This is a genomic window from Alicyclobacillus fastidiosus (genome assembly GCF_026651875.1).
Classification (GTDB): Bacteria; Bacillota; Bacilli; order Alicyclobacillales; family Alicyclobacillaceae; genus Alicyclobacillus; species Alicyclobacillus fastidiosus.
In genome coordinates, this window is the sequence record NZ_CP104067.1 from 103,941 (window position 1) to 126,727 (window position 22,787).

The 22,787-nt window shown below is 46.6% G+C and carries 14 protein-coding genes and 2 pseudogenes; 8 read left to right on the plus strand and 8 right to left on the minus strand.

Annotated features, from left to right (window positions below; translation table 11 throughout):
• The first annotated feature begins 11 nt into the window (after nucleotides 1-11).
• From NZD89_RS00485 to NZD89_RS30040, 4 genes are all read left to right on the plus strand, one after another.
• Nucleotides 12-335 carry a manganese efflux pump gene (locus tag NZD89_RS00485; protein ID WP_268005930.1) on the plus strand — a complete coding sequence of 108 codons (324 nt, stop codon included), beginning with the start codon at nucleotides 12-14 and terminating at the stop codon, nucleotides 333-335.
• A 518-nt stretch (nucleotides 336-853) separates the two neighbouring features.
• Nucleotides 854-2,674, plus strand: coding sequence for a glycosyltransferase (locus NZD89_RS29245; RefSeq protein WP_326492900.1), 1,821 nt, complete (start codon nucleotides 854-856; stop codon nucleotides 2,672-2,674).
• 582 nt (nucleotides 2,675-3,256) lie between these two features.
• A complete protein-coding gene (locus tag NZD89_RS29365; protein WP_369125231.1) occupies nucleotides 3,257-3,511 on the plus strand; it encodes a transposase in 255 nt (84 codons plus the stop codon).
• A 725-nt stretch (nucleotides 3,512-4,236) separates the two neighbouring features.
• Nucleotides 4,237-5,934 (plus strand): hypothetical protein, encoded by a 1,698-nt coding sequence (locus NZD89_RS30040; protein WP_268005931.1) that lies wholly within the window; start codon nucleotides 4,237-4,239, stop codon nucleotides 5,932-5,934.
• Nucleotides 5,935-6,043: 109 nt separating this feature from the next.
• On the opposite strand, the pseudogene NZD89_RS29375 reads toward NZD89_RS30040, so the two are convergent.
• From NZD89_RS29375 to NZD89_RS00515, 4 genes and pseudogenes are all read right to left on the minus strand, one after another.
• Nucleotides 6,044-6,886 (minus strand): annotated as a pseudogene (locus NZD89_RS29375) (CsxC family protein); the annotation flags it as partial.
• A gap of 802 nt (nucleotides 6,887-7,688) precedes the next feature.
• Entirely contained in the window at nucleotides 7,689-9,776 is a 2,088-nt protein-coding gene (locus NZD89_RS00505) for a KAP family P-loop NTPase fold protein (protein WP_268005932.1), read from the minus strand.
• A gap of 66 nt (nucleotides 9,777-9,842) precedes the next feature.
• Nucleotides 9,843-10,400, minus strand: coding sequence for a recombinase family protein (locus NZD89_RS00510; protein ID WP_268008351.1), 558 nt, complete (start codon nucleotides 10,398-10,400; stop codon nucleotides 9,843-9,845).
• A 332-nt stretch (nucleotides 10,401-10,732) separates the two neighbouring features.
• Entirely contained in the window at nucleotides 10,733-12,184 is a 1,452-nt protein-coding gene (locus NZD89_RS00515) for a transposase (protein WP_268003913.1), read from the minus strand.
• 293 nt (nucleotides 12,185-12,477) lie between these two features.
• Between NZD89_RS00515 and NZD89_RS00520 the strand changes: the two genes are divergently transcribed.
• Nucleotides 12,478-13,518, plus strand: coding sequence for a DUF4046 domain-containing protein (locus tag NZD89_RS00520; RefSeq protein ID WP_268005933.1), 1,041 nt, complete (start codon nucleotides 12,478-12,480; stop codon nucleotides 13,516-13,518).
• 75 nt (nucleotides 13,519-13,593) lie between these two features.
• Nucleotides 13,594-14,706, plus strand: coding sequence for a GerAB/ArcD/ProY family transporter (locus NZD89_RS00525; RefSeq protein ID WP_268005934.1), 1,113 nt, complete (start codon nucleotides 13,594-13,596; stop codon nucleotides 14,704-14,706).
• 43 nt (nucleotides 14,707-14,749) lie between these two features.
• On the opposite strand, the gene NZD89_RS00530 is transcribed toward NZD89_RS00525, so the two are convergent.
• On the minus strand, nucleotides 14,750-15,253 hold the full coding sequence (locus NZD89_RS00530) for a DUF4046 domain-containing protein (RefSeq protein ID WP_488798540.1): 504 nt from the start codon (nucleotides 15,251-15,253) through the stop codon (nucleotides 14,750-14,752).
• Nucleotides 15,236-15,391, minus strand: a pseudogene (locus NZD89_RS30220) (DUF4046 domain-containing protein); the annotation flags it as partial. The gene NZD89_RS00530 and the pseudogene NZD89_RS30220, both read right to left, overlap by 18 nt.
• Nucleotides 15,392-15,598: 207 nt before the next feature.
• Between NZD89_RS30220 and NZD89_RS00535 the strand changes: the two are divergent.
• Together NZD89_RS00535 and NZD89_RS00540 are read left to right on the plus strand one after the other, a co-directional pair.
• Nucleotides 15,599-17,200 (plus strand): spore germination protein, encoded by a 1,602-nt coding sequence (locus NZD89_RS00535; protein ID WP_268005935.1) that lies wholly within the window; start codon nucleotides 15,599-15,601, stop codon nucleotides 17,198-17,200.
• Nucleotides 17,201-17,208: 8 nt separating this feature from the next.
• The gene (locus NZD89_RS00540) at nucleotides 17,209-18,351 is read left to right on the plus strand and encodes a Ger(x)C family spore germination protein (protein ID WP_268005936.1); all 1,143 of its coding nucleotides are present in this window, start codon (nucleotides 17,209-17,211) and stop codon (nucleotides 18,349-18,351) included.
• Between the two features lie 2,040 nt (nucleotides 18,352-20,391).
• Here the strand turns inward: NZD89_RS00540 and dgoD are convergent.
• Together dgoD and NZD89_RS00550 are read right to left on the minus strand one after the other, a co-directional pair.
• Nucleotides 20,392-21,510, minus strand: coding sequence for a galactonate dehydratase (dgoD, locus tag NZD89_RS00545; protein ID WP_268005937.1), 1,119 nt, complete (start codon nucleotides 21,508-21,510; stop codon nucleotides 20,392-20,394).
• 11 nt (nucleotides 21,511-21,521) lie between these two features.
• On the minus strand, nucleotides 21,522-22,766 hold the full coding sequence (locus tag NZD89_RS00550) for an enolase C-terminal domain-like protein (protein ID WP_268005938.1): 1,245 nt from the start codon (nucleotides 22,764-22,766) through the stop codon (nucleotides 21,522-21,524).
• Between the last annotated feature and the right edge of the window lie 21 nt (nucleotides 22,767-22,787).

Sequence of the window (22,787 nt, forward strand, 5' to 3'; positions counted from 1 at the left end):
GGGAATTTCCCTTGAACATTTCATCTTTAATAATGGCAATCGTTATCGGGGTTGCCTTCAATATGGACAACATTGGAATTGGTCTTTCCTATGGGTCACGTAAAATACATGTGCCCTGGAAATCTGTACTGGTGATTGCGACAACATCCTTATTAGCCGCCTTGATCGGTGGCATCTCGGGGATTTTTGTCTCATCTTATATTGGTTCTGTAGCGAATCTTATCGGAGGATCCATCTTGATATGCCTGGGTGTCTTCATCATCGCCCAGGCACTAATCCAAAGAAAACAGGAGAAACAGGAAGAAGTGAATTTAGCAAAAAAAATAGGTGTCTGAATATTGTTGTGTCGTTAAACTGCCCAATAATGCAAGAACGCTTCCATCCCTAGAATGAATACTTATACGGATTTCATGTATAACAGGTTCCTGTCTACCCAACATTTCCGGGGCCGATTCACGTCATGAGTCATTGCAGTTAGGATACAGTACGACTTTATTTTTGGGTATCCAACTTTATTTTCCACGATCAAATGGGTTATAGATGCCTCTACCACCCTGATCATTCGTCTCTCCACGAATTCACTTCTCGAATGGATTCAATCGACGATTGTACAAGTTTAAGCAAGCCTGATTCCCCTAAAAAATGTATTAGCGTATGTTTTTGTTAAAATGTTGGCCCTACACCTGTCTGCTTACGGTATTAGACCTGCCAATGTGTCATGTGTCGAGCAGAGTCGGGACACGCGTCCGTACCGGCTAAATGTACAGGATCATATAAACAGGAAATGGATGCAACCATTTCATTGAAAACGATGGAAAGTGGTGCAACACCAGACCGAGGTGATCCTGAAAACATGTTAACGAGCATTGTAATCCTGACGCACAATGAGTGGACGGTGACTAAAGCGTGCCTGGAAAGTATACGACTGCATACACCGGAACCATATGAACTAATCGTGGTCGACAACGGGTCAACGGATGAAACGAGTCAAAGTCTCAAAGACCAACAGGACGTAAAACTAGTTCGTAACGAGACAAACCTGGGATTTCCCAAGGGATGCAATCAAGGCATTGAGGCTGCAAGTGGTGACAGTGTGTTGTTTCTCAACAATGATACGGTGGTTACGAAAAACTGGTTGAAAAATTTGCTCAGGGAATTGCACAGCGATGAGCGCGTGGGGATGGTAGGACCTGTCTCCAATTACGTAAGCGGACAGCAGCAAATCCCTGTCACATATCACGAATTATCAGATCTCGACAGGTTCGCCAAGGAGCATTGCGAGCAACACTCAGGTCAATGGGCTTCGGCGCGCCGTATCGTCGGTTTTTGCCTGCTCGTAAAGCGTTCAGTCCTTGATGAAATCGGATGGTTTGACGAACGCTTCGGAATCGGCAATTACGAGGATGATGATTTATGCTTGCGGGCGCTTCAAGCTGGATACTCTCTACGGATTGTCTATGACTCCTTCGTCCATCACGTAGGTCATGTGACAGTCCGTAACATCACGGACGTAAACTTTGCTCAACTGTTAGTCCAGAATAAACTCAAGGCTGCAGAGAAGTGGGGACAGAACATTCACGATTTGATGTTTGAAATGCCGATTACCATTAGCTTGTGTATGATTGTAAAAAATGAGCAAGAGACCATTGCGCGATGCTTGAATTCTATACGGGACATCGTAGATGAAATTATCGTAGTGGATACCGGGTCAACAGATGATACAGTTGAAATTCTTAAGAGATATACTGATAAGATTTATCACTTCGAATGGATCCATGACTTTGCAGCCGCACGGAACTTTGCGTTCGATCGGGCCACTATGGACTACATTCTCTGGCTCGATGCTGATGATGTAATCTATGAAAAAGATCGGAAAAAGCTTGCCGAGTTGAAACAATCCCTGAACTTCTCTGTTGATTCCGTGAGCATGGAGTACCATCTCTCTTTCGATCAGGATGGCAACGTCACATCGAAATCACGTAGGAACCGCCTCGTAAAACGGGCGAACAAGTTTCGTTGGCATGGAGCCGTCCACGAATACCTCTTAGTGGGAGGCAATATCCTCAACAGTGATATCGCAGTAACACACGTCAGTGTAGAACATGAATCGGATCGAAACATCCGAATTTATGAGGCTCGATTGGCACGGGGTGAGACCTTTGAACCACGAGACTTATACTACTACGCCAACGAATTGTTAGATCACCGTCGATTCGAGGATGCTGCCGCGGTTTATGATCAATTTCTCAATACACATCAAGGATGGATTGAAGATGTTATTGCAGCCTGTGGGAAGTTGGCAGATTGCTATCACAACCTGAATCAACCGGACAAGGAGCAGGAGTACACTCTACGCTCATTTTTGTATGATACACCTCGAGCCGACTTTTGCTGCCGTATGGGATATTATTTCCTCCAAAAATCTGAGTGGAAGAAGGCGGCTTTTTGGTATGAACTCGCAACCAATTTGCCCAAACCTGATGCCAATTGGGGGTTTGTGAACAACGCATACTGGACGTGGCTTCCCCACTTGCAACTGTGCGTTTGTTACGACCGGATGGGGGATTATCGCAAGGCCTTCGAACATAATGAAATTGCCCGAAGATATCGACCAACACAAGAGTTTGTGTTGCTCAATAAAGCATACCTTGAAAGTCGTCTCTCAGAAGATTAACTGTAGGGGGTGGTGAAGTTGGATATCACGTTGTCCATTCTTATCCCATCAGTTCCGGAACGCCTGGATTTCTTAAGATGGCATCGTACAAGAGTTATACCGTCAAACAACGAATAAATCAGTAGAATTCTTGGTTCTTCTCGAGAAACATCGCACTATAGGAGCCAAACGAAATCTGTTGATAGAACAGGCACAGGGTCAGTACGTCACGTGCGTTAGTTGATGATGACGACCGAATTGCGTCGTTCTAGGTAGATATCTTACTCGACTGTATCGCTCAAAGTCAGGATGCTGACTGCATTGTGTTTGATGTCGCAGTTAAACCAGAACGGTCGTTCGACCGAATCTGTAAATAGGGGATGCTGAACAAACGCAAATCCGGGCTTCACGCCAGTCGCAGCGTGATCATGTCGGGACCAGCGCTTTTCATCAGCAAACTCAACATGGACATAAGAGGAGCCCGAAGGGTCTTCTCCAGATTCATGACCAACAACTGCAACGCGATGACTGTCAAGGAAGATGTGACATGGCTGCAGGAGAAAGGCATTGACTCATACATTGTAACGCGACGCTCAAAACACAATGAGGTACCAGATTCGCCAAGAGGTCGGATTCCGAAACATTGTACCATCCGGAGCGCATGGCCCGGAAACTGAGAACCAGGAAGGCCATTCCATCTCTGCCCGGCGCAAGGTGATTGTCGAACCCGTATACGGACAAATCAAGAGTTGCCGAGGTTTCGAACGATTCTCCGTGCCAGGACTCTCCAACGCCCGAGGTGAATGGTCGCTGGTGGCCATGTGCCACAACCTGTTGAAGATTTTCCGTTACAGCTAGAGTGGGCCGGATGTCGATGCTACCCCCCTACCCGTCAATGTACCCACAATCAAGAAAACGGCTATATCCTATCAACCTGATCGATTAAATTGAAAATGCTTTAAATTGGAAATACCTAATGATTTTTCAAATGATATTACTCGGACATGCTCCTAGGACTGGATTTATCGATTATTCACTAGACCCTAAGTAATTGCTTTGCATAGTTCCGGTGCCTATGGGATCGTACAGTACTAGTTCCTTATTGTTCCGGACAAACTGACACGACTCAGTTTGTCCGGTTGCAAGGTTGAAGGGAGGCGTATAGACTGAACACTCATACCCCTGAAGGTTTTTTCGGAGACGCGGCTAATCTGGAATAGCCGTGCCTTTCGCAATCGTTCCTCATGCACGAGCTGACAAAACGGACTGCGGCAGACGCTGCATGGATATTGGCTCGAGTATGTCTTTCTATTTCCCACTATGCGAGTTGTGTGATAACAAGGTGTGCTGAAACAGACCTTGTTCCTCCGGCGAGAGGAGTGATGGTTAGGGCCGTTGATTCGCCAGCAGGATTTCGTACAGTGAGTACTGAATTGATGACTGTCGTTTGCACAAGAGCCATTCCTACTATCTGAGAAGTACCTGTTGCTCTTCCGACCACCGTATAGTCTAGATCACCGCCATTGATAGTTAAAATCAGTTGGCCCGCTTCGGTCACACTCACCTGAAACAAGACCTGATAAGTGCCAATTGCAGACAAGTTAAATGAACTGGGACCAGTACGGGTAATAGTAGTCCCACTGGTAGGTCCATCGTCCGGAAAACTTACGTCTGTACCGGGGGCAACTGTTGCTGCATTATTAGGAGGCATCAATGCAAAAAAATCTGCAAAGTTTAATACTCCAGTAGCCCCAGTAGCACCCGTCCAGCTCCAGTGGCTCCAGTGGCTCCAGTGGCTCCAGTGGCTCCAGTGGCTCCAGTGGCTCCAGTGGCTCCAGTGGCTCCAGTGGCTCCAGTGGCTCCAGTGGCTCCAGTGGCTCCAGTGGCTCCAGTGGCTCCAGTGGCTCCAGTGGCTCCAGTGGCTCCAGTGGCTCCAGTGGCTCCAGTGGCTCCAGTGGCTCCAGTGGCTCCAGTGGCTCCAGTGGCTCCAGTGGCTCCAGTGGCTCCAGTGGCTCCAGTGGCTCCAGTGGCTCCAGTGGCTCCAGTGGCTCCAGTGGCTCCAGTGGCTCCAGTGGCTCCAGTGGCTCCAGTGGCTCCAGTGGCTCCAGTGGCTCCAGTGGCTCCAGTGGCTCCAGTGGCTCCAGTGGCTCCAGTGGCTCCAGTGGCTCCAGTGGCTCCAGTGGCTCCAGTGGCTCCAGTGGCTCCAGTGGCTCCAGTGGCTCCAGTGGCTCCAGTGGCTCCAGTGGCTCCAGTGGCTCCAGTGGCTCCAGTGGCTCCAGTGGCTCCAGTGGCTCCAGTGGCTCCAGTGGCTCCAGTGGCTCCAGTGGCTCCAGTGGCTCCAGTGGCTCCAGTGGCTCCAGTGGCTCCAGTGGCTCCAGTGGCTCCAGTGGCTCCAGTGGCTCCAGTGGCTCCAGTGGCTCCAGTGGCTCCAGTGGCTCCAGTGGCTCCAGTGGCTCCAGTGGCTCCAGTGGCTCCAGTGGCTCCAGTGGCTCCAGTGGCTCCAGTGGCTCCAGTGGCTCCAGTGGCTCCAGTGGCTCCAGTGGCTCCAGTGGCTCCAGTGGCTCCAGTGGCTCCAGTGGCTCCAGTGGCTCCAGTGGCTCCAGTGGCTCCAGTGGCTCCAGTGGCTCCAGTGGCTCCAGTGGCTCCAGTGGCTCCAGTGGCTCCAGTGGCTCCAGTGGCTCCAGTGGCTCCAGTGGCTCCAGTGGCTCCAGTGGCTCCAGTGGCTCCAGTGGCTCCAGTGGCTCCAGTGGCTCCAGTGGCTCCAGTGGCTCCAGTGGCTCCAGTGGCTCCAGTGGCTCCAGTGGCTCCAGTGGCTCCAGTGGCTCCAGTGGCTCCAGTGGCTCCAGTGGCTCCAGTGGCTCCAGTGGCTCCAGTGGCTCCAGTGGCTCCAGTGGCTCCAGTGGCTCCAGTGGCTCCAGTGGCTCCAGTGGCTCCAGTGGCTCCAGTGGCTCCAGTGGCTCCAGTGGCTCCAGTGGCTCCAGTGGCTCCAGTGGCTCCAGTGGCTCCAGTGGCTCCAGTGGCTCCAGTGGCTCCAGTGGCTCCAGTGGCTCCAGTGGCTCCAGTGGCTCCAGTGGCTCCAGTGGCTCCAGTGGCTCCAGTGGCTCCAGTGGCTCCAGTGGCTCCAGTGGCTCCAGTGGCTCCAGTGGCTCCAGTGGCTCCAGTGGCTCCAGTGGCTCCAGTGGCTCCAGTGGCTCCAGTGGCTCCAGTGGCTCCAGTGGCTCCAGTGGCTCCAGTGGCTCCAGTGGCTCCAGTGGCTCCAGTTCCTCCGGTGGCACCCGTAGCACCCGTAGCACCCGTAGCACCCGTAGCACCTGTAGCACCTGTAGCACCTGTAGCACCTGTAGCACCTGTAGCACCTGTAGCACCTGTGGCTCCCGATTGGACTTGCTGCTTCTGTAATACCTTCAGTGTGATATCGATGACCATCTTTTCCTCAATCATCGTAAAAGTACCTTCCTCGAATGGCGGTGCTATGGTCGGAGTAGGCGGAGGAACCACTACTGTACCTGGTGTGCGACCTATCGATAAGTCAAATTCCGTGATAGTCGCGGAAATGAGTTCAACGAACGGCAATTCGTTGAAGTTCTCAGTACTGATTTGATTAAATTCCGCCAGGTCGCCCATGGACAATACATCCTTTGCCGCGAATCCAGGTTGACCAGCCAACGGTGTAGAAGTAAAGAATTCAAATTCTGACCGAGAATTTGTACGTATGGGAGTAGGTAGGTTGAGAAAACGCCCTGTTAAATCCGTCACGCAGCTGAACGGTACGTCAATGGTGAGAGATTCAATGTTGGAACTAACAGATGTCCCGGTGAAAGTGGTGGGCGTCGCATACTGAATATTCTTACGTACAAACCCTTTCAAAAATAGTTTGTTTGATGGAAGTGCTAGCAGAGATTCCGTTAAGTTGACCCTTTTGTCAATGGTTTTGATTTCAAGTACTGGTGCGGGGACAGTGAACGTAAAATCCGTGTTCACTTGTACCGCGACCTCAGCAAGTACGACCGGTACCTTTGTTACGATGGGACCTACTGTGAGGCTAGGTGCCACAGCGGTGTTGTCACACATTAAATCCAATGCATTAATAGGCGAATCAGCCAATACTAATCCCTCCTTATTTGACACCACACAATATGTCTTGTTCTTCGGATACTCTTGGACAAATACCGGAAGGCATATGTGGAATTTCCTCAAAACCACAGTTAAAGATCGACGTTTTGTGGAGAACATCTGCTTGGATCAAAGCAAAGACATTGCAGAATTCATTACAAGAAGAAACGATGTCGGATTATAGCCCAGCGTTGGGTGAAGTAAGCGGGCTATATTTGATTCGTGTGGATGATATGCAAAATATTTGCCGTAGAAAGACAGATGTAGCGCTAATTAGAGGCTTTGGCATCGATGACCAAGGTCGACATGGCGAGAGGGCGATTAACATACGCCTAGGCGATATGATTGAGTATGAGATTTCATACTATGAAATGTTATTCAGGCATTTTGAGGCTCTGTAATATCCGTTTCATATCCAACATTATGGTAATTAGGGAAAATGTGATTGTCCGGACGTGGAGACAGATGTCAGTATAGCTTTGGCTACCGCTATGGGCATGTACACGAGGGGACCATAACAGTGCGCGCACGCCGGGCGCACAAAGAAAGGCATCCGCCGTTTGACGAATGCCCCAACTTAATACGACGATGTTTTTGGAATTAGAGACGATTCCTATGTTCGAACAAGAGTGTTAAGAGCCACGAATCACCTGACTTGGGTAATTGTGCTACGCTCTTTCAATCATCATAAATGGATACTCTATGTATTGATTTAGCAGTGGCGCTATTGGATACTACTGCCCGTTAATGCAGGAATGCGTCCACTCCGAGAATGCATACTTATTCGAATTTTATATATAGCCGCATCCTATAACCCCGCATCTGCCTGACGGATTTTCGTAGCGAGTTGTTGCCGCCAGTATACAACTCTATTTTCCAGTACACGACTTTATTTTTCGGTATATAACTTTATTTTCCGTGATCACGTAGAGATAACGGATTCCTGTGAAAGACTCAGAGAAGAATTAAACAACTTGATTACCTCTATTTCATCTTGCGTTAATCTTTCATCTTTAGAAATTGTATTCAACCTCGTGATAATAAGTTCCAAACTTATGTAATGATTTATTGCTTTTAAATCAATACTCTTACTCATATGTACATTGACACTACCGAGCGTTTGGGAGCTCACTGGAGTAATGAAATGCATGAGGAATGAGAGCAAATTTCTGTCATCCTCTATCCATCCTAAAACCCAATTTATCGGTTCGTTAATGTCCGATATTTTCTCCCACCGATTCAAGATGTATGGTAGCCGCCTCTGACAAATTAATGTTCCTGATTGGGCCAATTCATCGATTTTGCGAGAAACAATACCCCTTAAGCCCATAGTGTTGAGGAACCAGTTTAGTTCTTTTTGTTCCTCTTCAACTATGCGGTCGATTATTGAAAACATTACGTACAATGAAGTAGTTAATCCGAATCCTTCGTATAACAATTTCTCTCTGTCACCCTCAAACTCTTTGATTAAACGCCATATCAATCGAGGTACAAGGTATTCGCTCGTAATTACAGCGAACCCAGCTTGTTGGTTATCACGGGTTATGAACTCGTTACTTAGATTAAGCAGAATCTTTATGATCATAGGCAACTTTTGTTGAGGTATATCGCTAACGTAGTCTTCAAATTTAATGAGAACCTTTCGGATACGCGGTGTTCGATCAGGCATGACACCTTCCGACATTTTGAGCAGCGCTTGTTCGAATTCAATCGAATCCGTGAAAGCCAATAGGGTACGTATTTCCTCATTACTAATTTGATTAGTTGGTACACCAAATTTGAAGTAAATCGGATAATGTTCCATAGAACAAATACGGAGGTCCTTTCTCCATTGAACCTCATCTTGGTCCGAATACACATAGTTGGACCAAACGGAACGTAACCTTGGAAAAACAAGCTCCATAACACTTCTGAGGATTTCCTTTTTGTCCTCTTCGAATTTTTTTAACCATTCTTCGTGAAATACCTGCGCACTTTGTTTATTGTGACCTTCCTCTATTCCAGTGAATCTGTTCGGATTATTTCGAAGGACTTCATACAGAGAAGGGTATAGAAGTCGAATCACTTCGATGAATATAAAATCAACTAGATCAACTTCATTCATTATTGGAGGGTAGTTCACACGGAGAGCATTCATTATCCGTGAGATGTCTCTAGGTTTGGTTATGAGATTTCGAATCCCTTGGTGATAAATATCATTCCACCGTTCGTTGGAGAAATTTACACTTGGCATCCGGCTCAGAAAGGCTTGAAGGGAGCTAATAAACATATTGCTTAAATCGTCGGACATTAGGACCGGCAAATCAATGGGGACCTGTATAATTTTCTCCAGATACGTGTGCCCATCTATATTCAAACGGTGCCCGATAGCTTTGCTCGCTTCTTCCTTATCGAATGCTAACAAATACATTACATTTGGAAAGTCAGCGATCGCCTTAATAAGACGAATCACTTCGATAACTTCATCCGAGGTTAACCGATCTAAGTCGTCCATTACGATTAAAAATTTCTTATTATATCTCTGTATAGCGTTTTTAATTTGGCTCTTCAATGTTGGTACGTCATTACGGAACTGTGACAAAGTCCAATTCAAAACACTAGCTATTCGTCCATACCAACTGGGAAGTTTTATTGAGGTTATAAGATTACAAAGTACTTTTAAGTCTTCTATTAGTCTCCACGGACAGTCCGTTTCCTTAGAAAGTTCATCGCTAAAGGTGTCAAAGAAGCCTCTAATTAAGCTGTCCTTATCGGAAAACCACCAAGGATTAAATTCTATGATTATAGGCGCGGTTTCGGCAGCTTTTACGTTAGTCTTAATGAATTCCAAAAATGTAGATTTTCCAGTTCCCCATTTTCCATTCACAGCAAATACAATACCCTCACCAGGTGCATTTGAAACAATCGATTCTGCAACATGTTTAGCGTACGTAGCGTAATCGAGTTTGTCTAATTCTGGGTTCTTGATTGAAGTGTCTGCACTAAATACATCTAATAACAAATGCTCCATCGTCGTATGTTCAATCCTCTTTCTTTTTTGGATGTCTGAGTGCATCCCTTGTCGTACATTTTTATTTCACAGCTTACTGGATTTAATGTATCTATATAAAGTTGGTCTTGATACGTTAAGCATCTTACATACATCATCAATCGAATTTTTGGGGTCATCGAGAAGTGTTTTAGCCATTAGGATTTTTTTATCATCCATAACTCGTGGTCGTCCACCGAGTCTTCCCCTTGACCGTGCAGCTGTTAAACCAGCATTAGTACGTTCACGAATAATCTCACGTTCAAACTCGGCCAACGCCCCGAATACGTGAAATATCAGTTTTCCTCCAGGTGTAGTTGTATCAATGCTTTCTTGAACGCTTCTAAATCCAATACCTCGACTGTGTAATTGAGTTACAATTTCAATTAGGTGCTTTAATGAACGCCCTAACCGGTCCAGTTTCCAAACAACCAGTGTATCTCCCTCACGAAGGTATTTCAGTGCTTCCTCCAAACCTTTTCTTTCGGATTTAGCACCACTGGCAACATCCTGATAAATACGTTCACAACCGACTTGCTTAAGTGCATCGCGTTGTAAATCCAAGTGCTGGTCTTGAGTGGAGACACGAGCGTAACCTATCAACATAATTATCATCCATTCTACTGGAATCACTTAGCATATCATCTCATAACTCAAGATATTTAGAAGTAATGGAATTTTGATTTTGATATGAGTTTTTTTCGTGATTTATCCTAATCCTACAGCATTGTTGAAGATGAGGAAGGTTGTATCATAAACGAAGACTTTCTGAACGGGTGATAGTACGAATTCATGGAGGTTATTTAAGAGGAAGAGTTTAAGGTCAGAGGGTGTGTTGGATTGGTGCCAAACTAAACGTATAATTTCCTCGAAATGATACGATACCGAGAGTAATGTACGGGAATTAGGATTTGTAAGGTTTTCATTTTGTACATGACCTATGCAGTTGTCCCCAACAATTGGTTGGTTGAAAAGGGACAGAACCACCCGATTTCTAGATTGGGTGGCCAAAGTCTACGAATCAGTCTTGCAAAATCCTTTGCGACTGTGTCAAGATCGAGTGTAATCGAGTCTGGTTTATTTCTACTATGGACTCGACGTGTGTGGCAGCGGATGCAAATTAGATTGCGGATCACTTGGCCGTGGGTGCAATCCTCTTTGCCCGCTGTTTTTCGTTGTGCCCAAAGCAGATACCGAATGAGAGTTTCCGCCGTGAATAGCAGCGTCAGGTGTGCATGAATGTGGTTCTCGTTTTGTGAATGGCAGTTCAACATACCCAACTCTTGCTTGGCTGTACGAAACAGGATTTCAATATTCCAGCGGCGTAGCCATGCCCCAAGCACTTCCTGTGGAACGTCGTGACGATTACTCATCAGCAGATATGCACCCTTGTAGTCGGCCGCGGGTTCGTGGTCTGATTCGTCGGTTGTGTCGATCCTGCTTCGCTCGGTATCCTTAGACTCCTCCTTAACCCGCCAGCCAACCACTGCAGCAATGGGTGTGTACTTCATTTTTATGATCATTTGTCCTTTACGATTGCGTTTTTCTGCCGGCATCTGTATGTAGATATCCTGACAGACTACAGAAGCAACTTTCGCCTTGGGTTGCATCTTCAAGCGCGGATAGACTTCACGAATCAAATCTATGGGCTGTATGGGAACAAATCGTTCACGCCCGGTGCCCGGTTCAATGAGTCGACGGAACAGCTTCGTATTGCGTTTCGCCTTCGTGATCCAATCGAAATTGGCAGACTCGCACTGACGCAAGAATGGTTTGCTGAAGTACCAACGGTCCATAACAACCCACAATCGACACGATACTTGTTTGCGAACATCCTGAAGCATGCGCCATGCCAAGTCTAGTTTTGAAGACTCTTTAGCTGTCTCCGATTCTGGTTTCTTCCAGATGGAATAGGACCATGGGTACTCAACACCGTTTCGGCGAACAGCGTGTAATGCGACGATGTTCATGGCCCATGTGTAGGTTTTGCTGGAACTGTCGTAAAGCCAATAGAGAAAGGGGATTTTCTTCGCATATGGGTGTGGTGCATGCGTGTCGTCCAAGGCCAGAACATCGCCATTTGTTAGTGCAGTGTCTGTGTCATCCTGAAGCCTTTCAGTACGCTTATTGTTGAATACATCCCAACCGGAAAACCCGGTCAGAAACCGACTGAGTGCGGATTGCGATATCTTCTTCGCGCCGAGTGTCTGTTGCAGTAGACCGTCTTGGTTATAAAACGACGACAATGCATTCACCGAGGGAGAACGGTTAATTAATCCGACCACGTAAAGGAAAGCAAGGACCCAGGTCGCCACACCGCGAACTTTGAAAATGCCGGATTGAGATAGTAGCAGAGAGAGGTCAAAACGCTCCCACAGGGTACAAAGCAACGGTATCCCACCGACCTGACTGAACGACGATAAAACTTTGAACTTTGGTTTGCATAAATTCGCCACGCACAACACCCGAATCACTAAGAGGTAGGTAACCAGTACCTTCTCGGCGATTATTGCGGTGTTTTTGATTTGTCAAGTCTTTTCTTGTTTTCGAAATTCCTAATTCATACAACAACTGCATAGGTCATGTTTTGTATATCTGTTTTGTAAAATGTGGATTAAGAATACATCCGACCAGTCTCGTACATAATGTCTCATATAAAGTACTTTCTTAGGAGAAACCAACTATGAACTATGAACATCCAATCATTCATCTGTATGAGAACATCCTTTGTCATCGAATAGATGGGTTTTCTCCATATTTTTTTGCCGGTGATGAAGGCAAACGTAACGCGAGGATTATCACGCGATATGTACTACAGGAGAAAGAGCATTGGAACCATGAGGATATTTGCTGTGGCATTTGTCGCGAGCTTCTTGCAGAATACCGACTAGCCGGTATGTTAAAAACCTATTTTCAGAACTCTATATTTAAAGTGGTTGAAAACGCTTATCCGGGGGAGTTTCAGCCCTGGGAATTGATTAAGGCAAGGAAACATGTATTTGTAGGCGAAACGGGAAGAGATATGGCGCGGAAAGCAGTCAGATGGATGGTTGTGGACAAATTAAATTATACGTTAAAGGACTTACATAAAATTACTATCAAGACATTTATCGACTACAAATTGGGCAGCGTGGTTAACAAAATATACCGCGGCTCCCCCTGGGCGGCGATTCAAGATGCGGGATTCGGTCCATTCCACCCATGGGAAATTCATCAGGTTCCCAACGGATATTGGAAGGGCGAGAATGGGCGAATACATGCCATTACAGCAACCAAATGGTTGATCGAGGAGAAACTAAGGATCCCCGTCGAAGCGATCCCATCGAGCGTTCGATCTTTGCACTTCAAACAAAATGGAATTGAAACGATGCTGAAAGACGTTTTTTCCGGTTCCCCATATCAAGCCATAGAAGCGGCTTATCCTGGAATATTTAAATGCTGGCAATTCCCTTCTGTGGGAAACGGGTATTGGGGTGGTTCAGAAGGACTTACTCACGCGAGAGAGGCCATGGAATGGCTATTATTCGAGAAATTAAATCTGGAATTTCATGAAATCCCATATCGAGTATCCCGACAAACTTTTAGACATTACGGGTTGGATAACATGCTCAAGCAACTATTTCATGGCTCGGTCTCCAAAGCGCTGAACCTCATTTATCCTGGGCAGTTTACAACAGAAATCCTCCAAGGTGCAAAAAGAGCTACTCTCGATAAAGTGAATTAAAAATAGTACTAGATACAAGGGCAAATATTGCACCATTAGACAGATCTGTGATGTCCATGAGAAGGGGTAGTCGGCGTGAAGCAATACTTATCTTGGTTTCAAGTAATTGCACTTTCATCCACCAGTTACTTGCCATTGACATTCTGGTTCTTCCCTCGCATTGCTGTAGATCATGCAGGTTTAGATGCCTTATGGGCGGTCCTCGGAGTGGTTATTGTAGGGGTAATAACTGGCTGGGTAATAGCTCTGAATAATGAGCGATTTCCAAACGCCACGGGAGCAGACATAAGCAGGGTGGTTTGGGGAAAATGGATCGGTACCGCAGTGGATGTGTTGTACTTCCCAGTTTATCTCAGTTTCATTGCTTTGTGCATTTTCTTTTTCGTTACCGTGTTAAACAGTTTCTTACCAAATACACCATCATGGATATTGGTTGTTACACTGTGTCTTGTTGCGGCTAGGGGAGCTTGGCTCGGGATTGAGCCCTTAGCACGTGTTGCCAGCATCGTACACCCATTTACTTGGCTTGGCATAGTTTTCATTTTCCTGGTTCTCCTATTTCAAGCACATCGCTTGTGGATTCCACATACAGTGACCAGTTGGACGAACACCATTAACGGTATTTATTATCTGTATCCACTGTACTTTGGGTTTAATATCGTCCTCATGCTGAACCCCTATTACCAACATAAAAAGCGGCAATCGGTTTGGTATCCCATCATCAGCGCTATCGCTGGAGGAGTTATAATTGTAATCGTATCTCTTGCGGTGATCTTAAACTTGGGGTGGGAAGCCACAAAAGACATCTCTTTCTCACTTCCATTTGCCATTCAATTACTACGCTTGACGGGCTCGCCGGTTGAACGAGTGGGAATTCTTATCATTATTCTTGCCACGGCTTTTACGGTGTTGTTTGTTAGTAACGCGATATGGGGGCTGTCAACACTGACTGCGCGAATCTTCAATATGTCGGATGACAAATACAAATGGTTTATTTCGCCCGTGGTCGTTCTTACCATGATAGTCGCTTGTTCGTTCCGAAATGAACAACAAGGCTTTCAGTTCCTCGATAAATACTTGGTTCCATTGAGTTGGGTCGTAGTGCCTGGCATACCTCTTATACAATGGATGACCGCGAAACTGCGTGGCCTAAAGACGGAACCTGTGCCAAGTCAGAGAAGGGAATAGACCGAGTTAACGAACCCTAAGGACCTGCATATGAGTGCTCAGTTTATATCCCCGTTTGTTGTTCGAGGATCCATTCCTTCACTTTCTGTAACTTTCCATCAAAAGCTCTTTGAAGAAGGCCAGTACATCGATGCTGAAAGAAGTACCTTAGTGTTAGCTTTTTTACAGCCTCATGGTAAGAGGAAAATCCGATCCTTTCAAAAAGAAGCCAATCCATAGCTTGTTTAACATGGTCTGGGTCCCGCCAGAAGTTCATCGGCACGGTGGAAAATTCCCATGGTTTAAATTGACCAGGATAGACCATATCAATGATGCGGTAAGGTGACTCTCCCAATCGATTAAATACACCGCGCAACCCATGTTGCTTAAAAAAGTGGTTCGTAATCCGGAGGGGAATCTCCTTGTGCGGGATCCTGCATTTCTCTTCAATCACATACCGAATCGCATCAAGAGCCCTCTGTTGTCCCTCGTCACGTTGGCAATACCCATTTGAAACTTGTTTGAACGCCCATGGCTCAAATATGCCTGGGTAAGCGTTTTGAATCACCTGAATAAAGTTCCAACCATGGGTCATTGCCGGTGGACGTAAACGATAATTCCATAGTATTTCTGCGCTCACGCAACGGGGGATTTCCTCGAGTGGAATGCCCAAGTAGTCTTCAATTAAATAACGTGTGATATAAGCTAAGTACTTCTTGTCCTAATCTCCGACAAAAAAGTAGTTTGGAAATCGACTTCTCCTGCCATCTAACACGTCCTGATAAATTTGAATGACCTTTTCTTTCTCCGTCACTTTCATCTCCCCAGTTCGATCCATCCGAGCATAATCACACACTATATGGTTATGATATACACATAATCCTAAATTCAACTGATTGGCGGTTGATTTCCATTGTTCAAAAAGCAGAAACCAACACAAAGAAGAGTAGAGCCCCACGTTCCAGACTACCGTAATGCTCCGCATTACGATGGGCAGTTAAATAAAGCACTTGACTATTTCGCACCATCCCTCGGCGTCAGCGACGATTACACAGTACGTAGTATCAATGTTGCTGGACGCTCTGCGGCCTGTCTGTTCATTAACACGATTTGTGATAAAAAAGTCGTTCAAGAAACTCTGCGATCGCTTCATGAGTATCCCTACCCAAAGCGCACACAAAATAACTTAGCGCAGTACTTGAGTAAAAAGGTACTACCTAGCGTCGGCGTCACGTTTATGAAAAATTTGTTTGAATTAAGAGAAGCCATCTCATCCGGACACTTAGTACTCATGATTGAGGGCGTTTCACCCGCGATTGTCATAAGTGCAAAATCCGTGGAACACCGCGCCCCGGAACGACCAGTTGTAGAGTCGTCGGTTCGTGGGTCGCAGATCAGTTTTGTTGAAAACATTGACATCAATTTGGGTCTTATTCGGCAAGGAATTAAGACAGCCACGTTACATGTTAAACAATTGAAAGTCGGATATCGAAGTCGAAGAGAAGTTGCGATTGTATATATTGGGGATGTTGCCAACCCGGTAGCGGTGGAAACGGTGCTGAAACGAATCAAGGCGATTCATGCCGATGTCATCGTTCAAGGATATGAAATTGAAGGACGGATTGTCGAACATACATGGACACCGTTCCCGCTAACACGTACGATGCAGCGTGTCGACAGCACAATTAAAGAAATTAACCAAGGGAAGATTGCCATACTCGTCGACGGGGATCCAACGATTATCATGGTCCCGGCAACACTACAAGACTTCTTCCAAACGGAGGAAGACTTCAGCCGGAGTTTTTATGAGACCACGTTTATTCGCTGGTTACGTATAGTATCCTTCATTTTCGCTTTATACCTACCGGCGTTATACATTTCGTTTGTGGATTTCAATCCAGAACTTCTACCCAAAGTACTTGGAATACAGATTGCCAGGTCTCGCACAGGCGTTCCCTTTCCAGCAGTCATGGAGGTTTTCATTATGCAGACCGTTGTGGAAATTTTACGCGAGGCGACACTTCGTATGCCAAAGCAAATGGGGCAAACCATTGGTATTGTCGGGGGTCTAGTAGTGGGTGAAGCCTCGGTTCAGGCAGGGTTGGTCAGTAACATTCTAATTATCGTCGTTTCACTAACAGCAGTAAGCGTTTTCGTTAGCCCGAATTACGAGTTTGCGACCATCGTGCGTCTTGGTAGTTGGGGCATGATTATGAGCGCCAGCTTTCTAGGACTGTATGGCATCTTACTGACATCCATTTGGCTGCTGTACGAAGTGAGTAGCTTAAAGTCGTTTGGTATTTCATATTTGGACCCGTATAGTGGAGAACATTTTCGAGATTTATTCCTCGACGGTATTATTCAACTACCTCTACGGTTCCGCGACAAACGTCCCAGTCACTTGCATCCTCAAGATGACACTGGAGCGACCGTCTATCAGAACCCGGTGCCCCATCCCCAACTTGACAAAGCATACCAAAAGCCAAACCAACAACGTCGAGGTCGCGTACGATGATATTGTCTTTGAAAAAAAAACTAATTCTCGGTTCACTTTGTCTATTGTTACTCTTTTTGCCCGGGTGCTGGGATTATGAAAAGATTAATGATCGAGCCCAAGTCATTGGCATTGGTGTTGATCCTGTAGAAGACAAGCCCGGTTACCTATCATACACGTTTCAAATTCCAGTTTTCGATGTAGGGCAAAGCAAAGGAGATGGACAATCGGAAGTGAGCTCAAGTCAAGCCAGTTCCACTGCGATCTTCCGCAATTTCACCATTCAAGCACATGGCGTTGAGGAGGCCATCTCAATCGCTCAAACGAGATATGAAAACTTGTTTTACCTTTCCAACCTTTCGACAGTGATTTTGAATCGTCAACTGACGCAAAATCAAGTCCAACGAGTGGTCTCGGAGCTAATCCGCATCGTAAACACTGATAAACTTGCTTGGCTTCTTGTCACCCCGCAATCTGCAAAGGAAATCTTGTCCACTACGGGTGTTACCGCCCCTTCGGACATGATTGAGCGTTTCTTAGGTTCCACGGTCAAACAGCAGGGATACACGACCCGGACAAGACTTTGGGAATTTTGGCGGGAGTTACGTGCAATAGGCATGAAACCACGTACCGGACTCGTCAGAGCTGCCGACGGTGGAATTAAGTTGTATGGCCTAATCGCATTTGATAAAACGCGTCCGAGCCTCGAACTTTCACCGAAGGATACAGTATATTTCAATCTGGTCAATGACAAGATTGAACGATTTTCACAGTGGGTCCAAGACAAAGATCGGGCATTTCAAGTGAGCAATATACAGAGTCGTAGTCACCTATCGGTCACCATGCAAAGTCAAATTCCAGTCCTGCATGCAAAAATTCATGTGACTGGCACCATTACGCAAGATGAAAGCGAAGGTTCAGAACCACTTACGGAACAAGAAATACGCCGCTACGAAAGGGTATTGGCAAACCAAGATCAACAGGAAGCGGAACGTGTCTTGCAACGATTTCAACAGAATCGACTTGATGCGTACGGATTTGGGGAATATGTGTTGTTACATCACTTGGCCACGGAACGTTATGTTCAGCAACAATGGGCCGAGGCCTTTGCACATGCCAAACCCGACATCCAGGTGAACGTGACTCTGTTACACAAAGGCTCTCTGACGTAAGGAGCATCTTTCAAACGAGCGTATAAAGTTGAATATGGAGTCCCAACAGCAAAACGACCAAATACAGGCTAAGGGACGAAAATAGCGTTTCGTAGACCTAAGAACCGTTAATTCGTGCGTATTCGTCAAAACTTCCGAAAATACACCCGTTGAATCAGTCTCACAAATCTACGAAAATGATATCAACAGCAAGGGAATCTCAGCGTGTCAGTAACGTCATAGTAGTTAACAAACAAATCGGGAGTGATGAAGAATGTTGTTTGTTTATGTGGTAATTGGCTTGTTGACTCTGGGGATGGGATTTGTATTTACGAATCTCAAACGGTCTATCACAAACTTAAGTCAAGAACATTGCACACTCCGCAAAGAACACATGAATCTGCACATTGAATATATGGAACTTCAGAAATATTGCTGTGAACTTGAAACGCGTATCCAGTACCTAGAGCGTAGTCGGCGACTTCTCTCTTATATTGTGAAGCACGCTAATGTCCGCGGAAGTACTAGTAAAACAAGGGAACTGTGCTTGCCTAACAAGAAAATTTCATAAGGACTCCATGGTTACTACCATTATGGGACGGCCGTCTTTTCCATGAACGGACGAGTGCTTTTAATGATTATATATCACTTCCAGACCTCTAATGCACTTTTGAGAAGATGTACGTAGGCGTAATACATTGACAAGTCCATCGGTTTAAGACCCTTTCCTGAAATTCATCTATTTTGATGTAGTCTCGAATAGCCGTCGCGGACGTGTCGAGTTTTGGCTACCAACGTGGGCGTAATCGGGCAATCGTGAGGACTCCTTGGCTGTTTTGTGTAGTTGCGTTGATGAAGGTACTTCTAAGACTACCCAGTATTATGTAAGTCTCGTTTCGCAAGCCGGGTGTTCGATTTTGGTCTATCTTAAGGCTGTAACGAAATATTACAAGAGTGGACCATTTATGCATCGGGTCGAAGAACATATTCGACCTAAAAATGTAGGTATCGAGTGTTACGAGCGTACAACACCATTGTCGAATAAGTATGCAATGACTAATGGGTATTTAACTTGGTAAGATACTCTTTTCAGAAAGTCATCTGTTCTTTTACCTACCGACGCTTTAAATGGCCTTAATTGCTCTAATCAAACGATAAATCGGAAATTTAATTGGTTGTTTTTGATTCCTATAGAGAACTTATTTGGTTTCTCTAATGAGTTAAAGCATCATACCACATTCCTTAGAAAAAGCTGTCACAGTGGACATGGAGGCTTTTTCTAGTGCGATTATTTCAGGAGTGTTTTGAGAAGACGCGAAACATGTTGTCGGTCAAACACTTTTACCCATACACTTATCCACAGACTATTGCGTGCCTCGTAAAAAATATCTCGCCATTTTTCTACTTTTTACACAGTATCCACAGAGTTGTTGTAGGTAAGTGTATAAGATATACACAGGAGTTCTTGTGAATAACGGACTACCCCCTGAAACTTGGAACACCGCTTATGGGAGTACATTCCACGTATGAAAAGGCTCTGAGGCTGCGCACATGTTGCATTGTGCCTGTCTATACAATACTCGGTTTAATGAGGAGAGAACTTACGTGCACCAGCTTCGTAGTGAGTTCCCTTCTCGTTCGTAAGCAATTCTGTTGAAAACCACGTCTTACTTCACGTACTTTTTCTAACCGGACTTCTAACATACTTCTAACAAACGTCCAATAACGGCCTAAAATGACGTAACACGTGGTGGAATAAGGTGTGCCAAGAACCCTTATAACACAAGGAAAAACACCACTTCACAGCACTCCATGGATCTAGACTCAACCGATTCCTAAACCGCGTCGTGCGGGGGTTCGAATCGCCAGAAAAATCTTATGTAGTGCCGGTTTATTTCAGCTAAAAGGCCCGTCCCCACGTTATGGGCACCGCTTCGTCATCTCGCTTCTCTCGTGACGGCTGTAAGTGAACAGACATAAGCCACCTCGCCTTCCATTTCGACGAGTTGGCTTATATTCGTTCTCAGACCATCCACGCAGCACCACGGAGCCGTCCTGCCCCTACCAGTCCGCTACCGATCCGTCATCTTCATGAAGCCACAGTGGATTCTGATGTTCTCCGGTGTATATCAATTCCTTCATCGCCTCCTCATCAATGTCTACGCCAAGACCAGGTGTCGTCGGTAACTCGATATAACCGTCGCGAACTTGAAATGGTTGCTTGAACAGTCCTTCACCAAGATGAACTTGTTCTTGAGCTAAAAAGTTGGGAATAGTGGCGACTACCTGCAAACTGGCAGCGAGATTCATGCCACTGAGTGCGTTGTGTGGGGCGAAGGAGACAAAATAACTTTCAGCCATGGCAGCAATTTTCTTCGCTTCGGAAATACCGCCGCAGTGACAAACGTCCGGCTGAATCACGGCAGCAGCTTGTTTCTCGAGCAGCTCGCGAAAACCCCATTTGGTATACAATCGCTCGCCAGTCGCCACAGGGATCGAGGTTGATCGAGCGATGGTTGCCATCGCGTCGATATTCTGTGACAGGCAGGGCTCCTCAATAAACACTGGTTGCAAGGGTTCAAATTCCTTGGCTAGACGAATGGCTAAAGCCGGTGCCACGCGTCCGTGAAAATCGATCGCGAAATCAATACCCCACCCAATTTCCTCGCGAATGGTCTCCATAAACCTCACTTGGCGTCGGATATAATCTGGCGTTTCAATCATCCGCGCTGGTTCCGGAAGCGCCGTTTTGACCATGGTATATCCCTGTTCGATGGCTTCGTGGCACTGGGACCGTAACGCATCCAGTGTCTCGCCATGGACGTGGCGGTACATACGAATTCGGGATCGGACAGCACCACCCAGTAAAGTGTAGACTGGTACACCCAGGGATTTGCCAAGAATGTCCCACATCGCCTGTTCAACGCCGCTCAACGCACTGCATAACACGGGGCCGCCGTGGTAAAAGGTACCGCGATAGATGGCTTGCCAGTGGTGTTCGATTTGCCGTGGATCCTTGCCGATTAGATAGTCGGTCAATTCTTGTACTGCCTTCTCGACCGTTCTTCCGCGGCCTTCAAGCACGCACTCTCCGTAACCTGTGATGCCTTCATCTGTGTGCATACTAAGAATGGCTGAACGAGGCCGAATGTGTTGAATCGAGATATCCGTAATTTTCATGATTTGCCCTCCTACGGCCGGACCGCAGTCCCGTCCACGGCTCGGGCGAGTGTCCAAGTTGGCAGTTGATCGACGTACGGATATTTCCTTGCGGCCGTTTCGTCAATGTCCACACCAAGACCTGGTTTGTCGCTGGGATACGCATACCCATGCTCAACTTCAGGTGCCCCTGGGAACACCTCGCGCAATTTATCGGTAATAACCGTCCATTCCTGTACTCCAAAGTTTGCGCTGCACAGATCTAAGTGTACGTTCGCGGCATGCCCAATCGGTGACACATCGCCTGGTCCGTGCCATGCTGTACGAATTCCGAACGCCTCACACAAGGTTGCCAGTTTTCGTGCCGGGGTAATGCCGCCGATGGCACTCACGTGGCAGCGGATAAAATCGATCCACCGATTTTCGATCAGCGGCAGCCATTCCAAGGGATTTGTAAACAACTCACCCATGGCGATGGGAATGGTCGTTCTTCCCCTTAGTTTCTCAAGCCACGCCACGTCCTCGGGTGCTACAGGGTCCTCGAGATAAAACAGTCGATAGGGTTCCAGATTGTTCGCTAATCTCATCGCCTCAATTGGGACCAGTCGTTCATGAATGTCGTGAATCAGTTCCACGTTGAAGCCGAGACGGGATCGAAGGTGGTCGAACATGGCCGGAACACTGCGCGCGTATGCATCTGGGTCATAGTAAGCGCCATTTGGGGCGTTTTTCGGAGAACGATTTGACGCGTTCGCACCGTGCGAGGCCGTTGTGATCTGTGTTCGTTGGTCGATATCGAGACTGCCGCCATAGCCGCCCATTTGGCACCGAACGTAGCGGAAGCCCTGTTCCATCAGAGATATGGCTCTGTCCTCTATCTCGACCGGATCGCGCCCCTCTGCGTGGCGGTATAGCGCAACGCCCTCCCTGCACTTACCACCGAGCAGTTGATAAACTGGCATGCCGGCCTGCTTGCCTTTGATGTCCCATAGTGCCATATCCAAACCTGATAACGCGTTATTCATAATCGGACCATTCCGCCAATAGCCGCTGACCATGGCGGAATGCCAAATATCTCCAATAGCATCGGGCGACTTTCCGACAACAAACGGTTTCAGGTAAGACTCGACGGCATCTTTGACAGACTTAGCCCGTTGTGTAAATGTCGCGCAACCCACACCATAGAGTTCCGGTTCAGACGTCTCTACCTTGATAACCACCAGGTTGATCCCTTCTGGTGCGGTGATGATCACGCGCACGTCGCGTATCGTCGGCATCGCGTACGAGCCCTCCTTCTT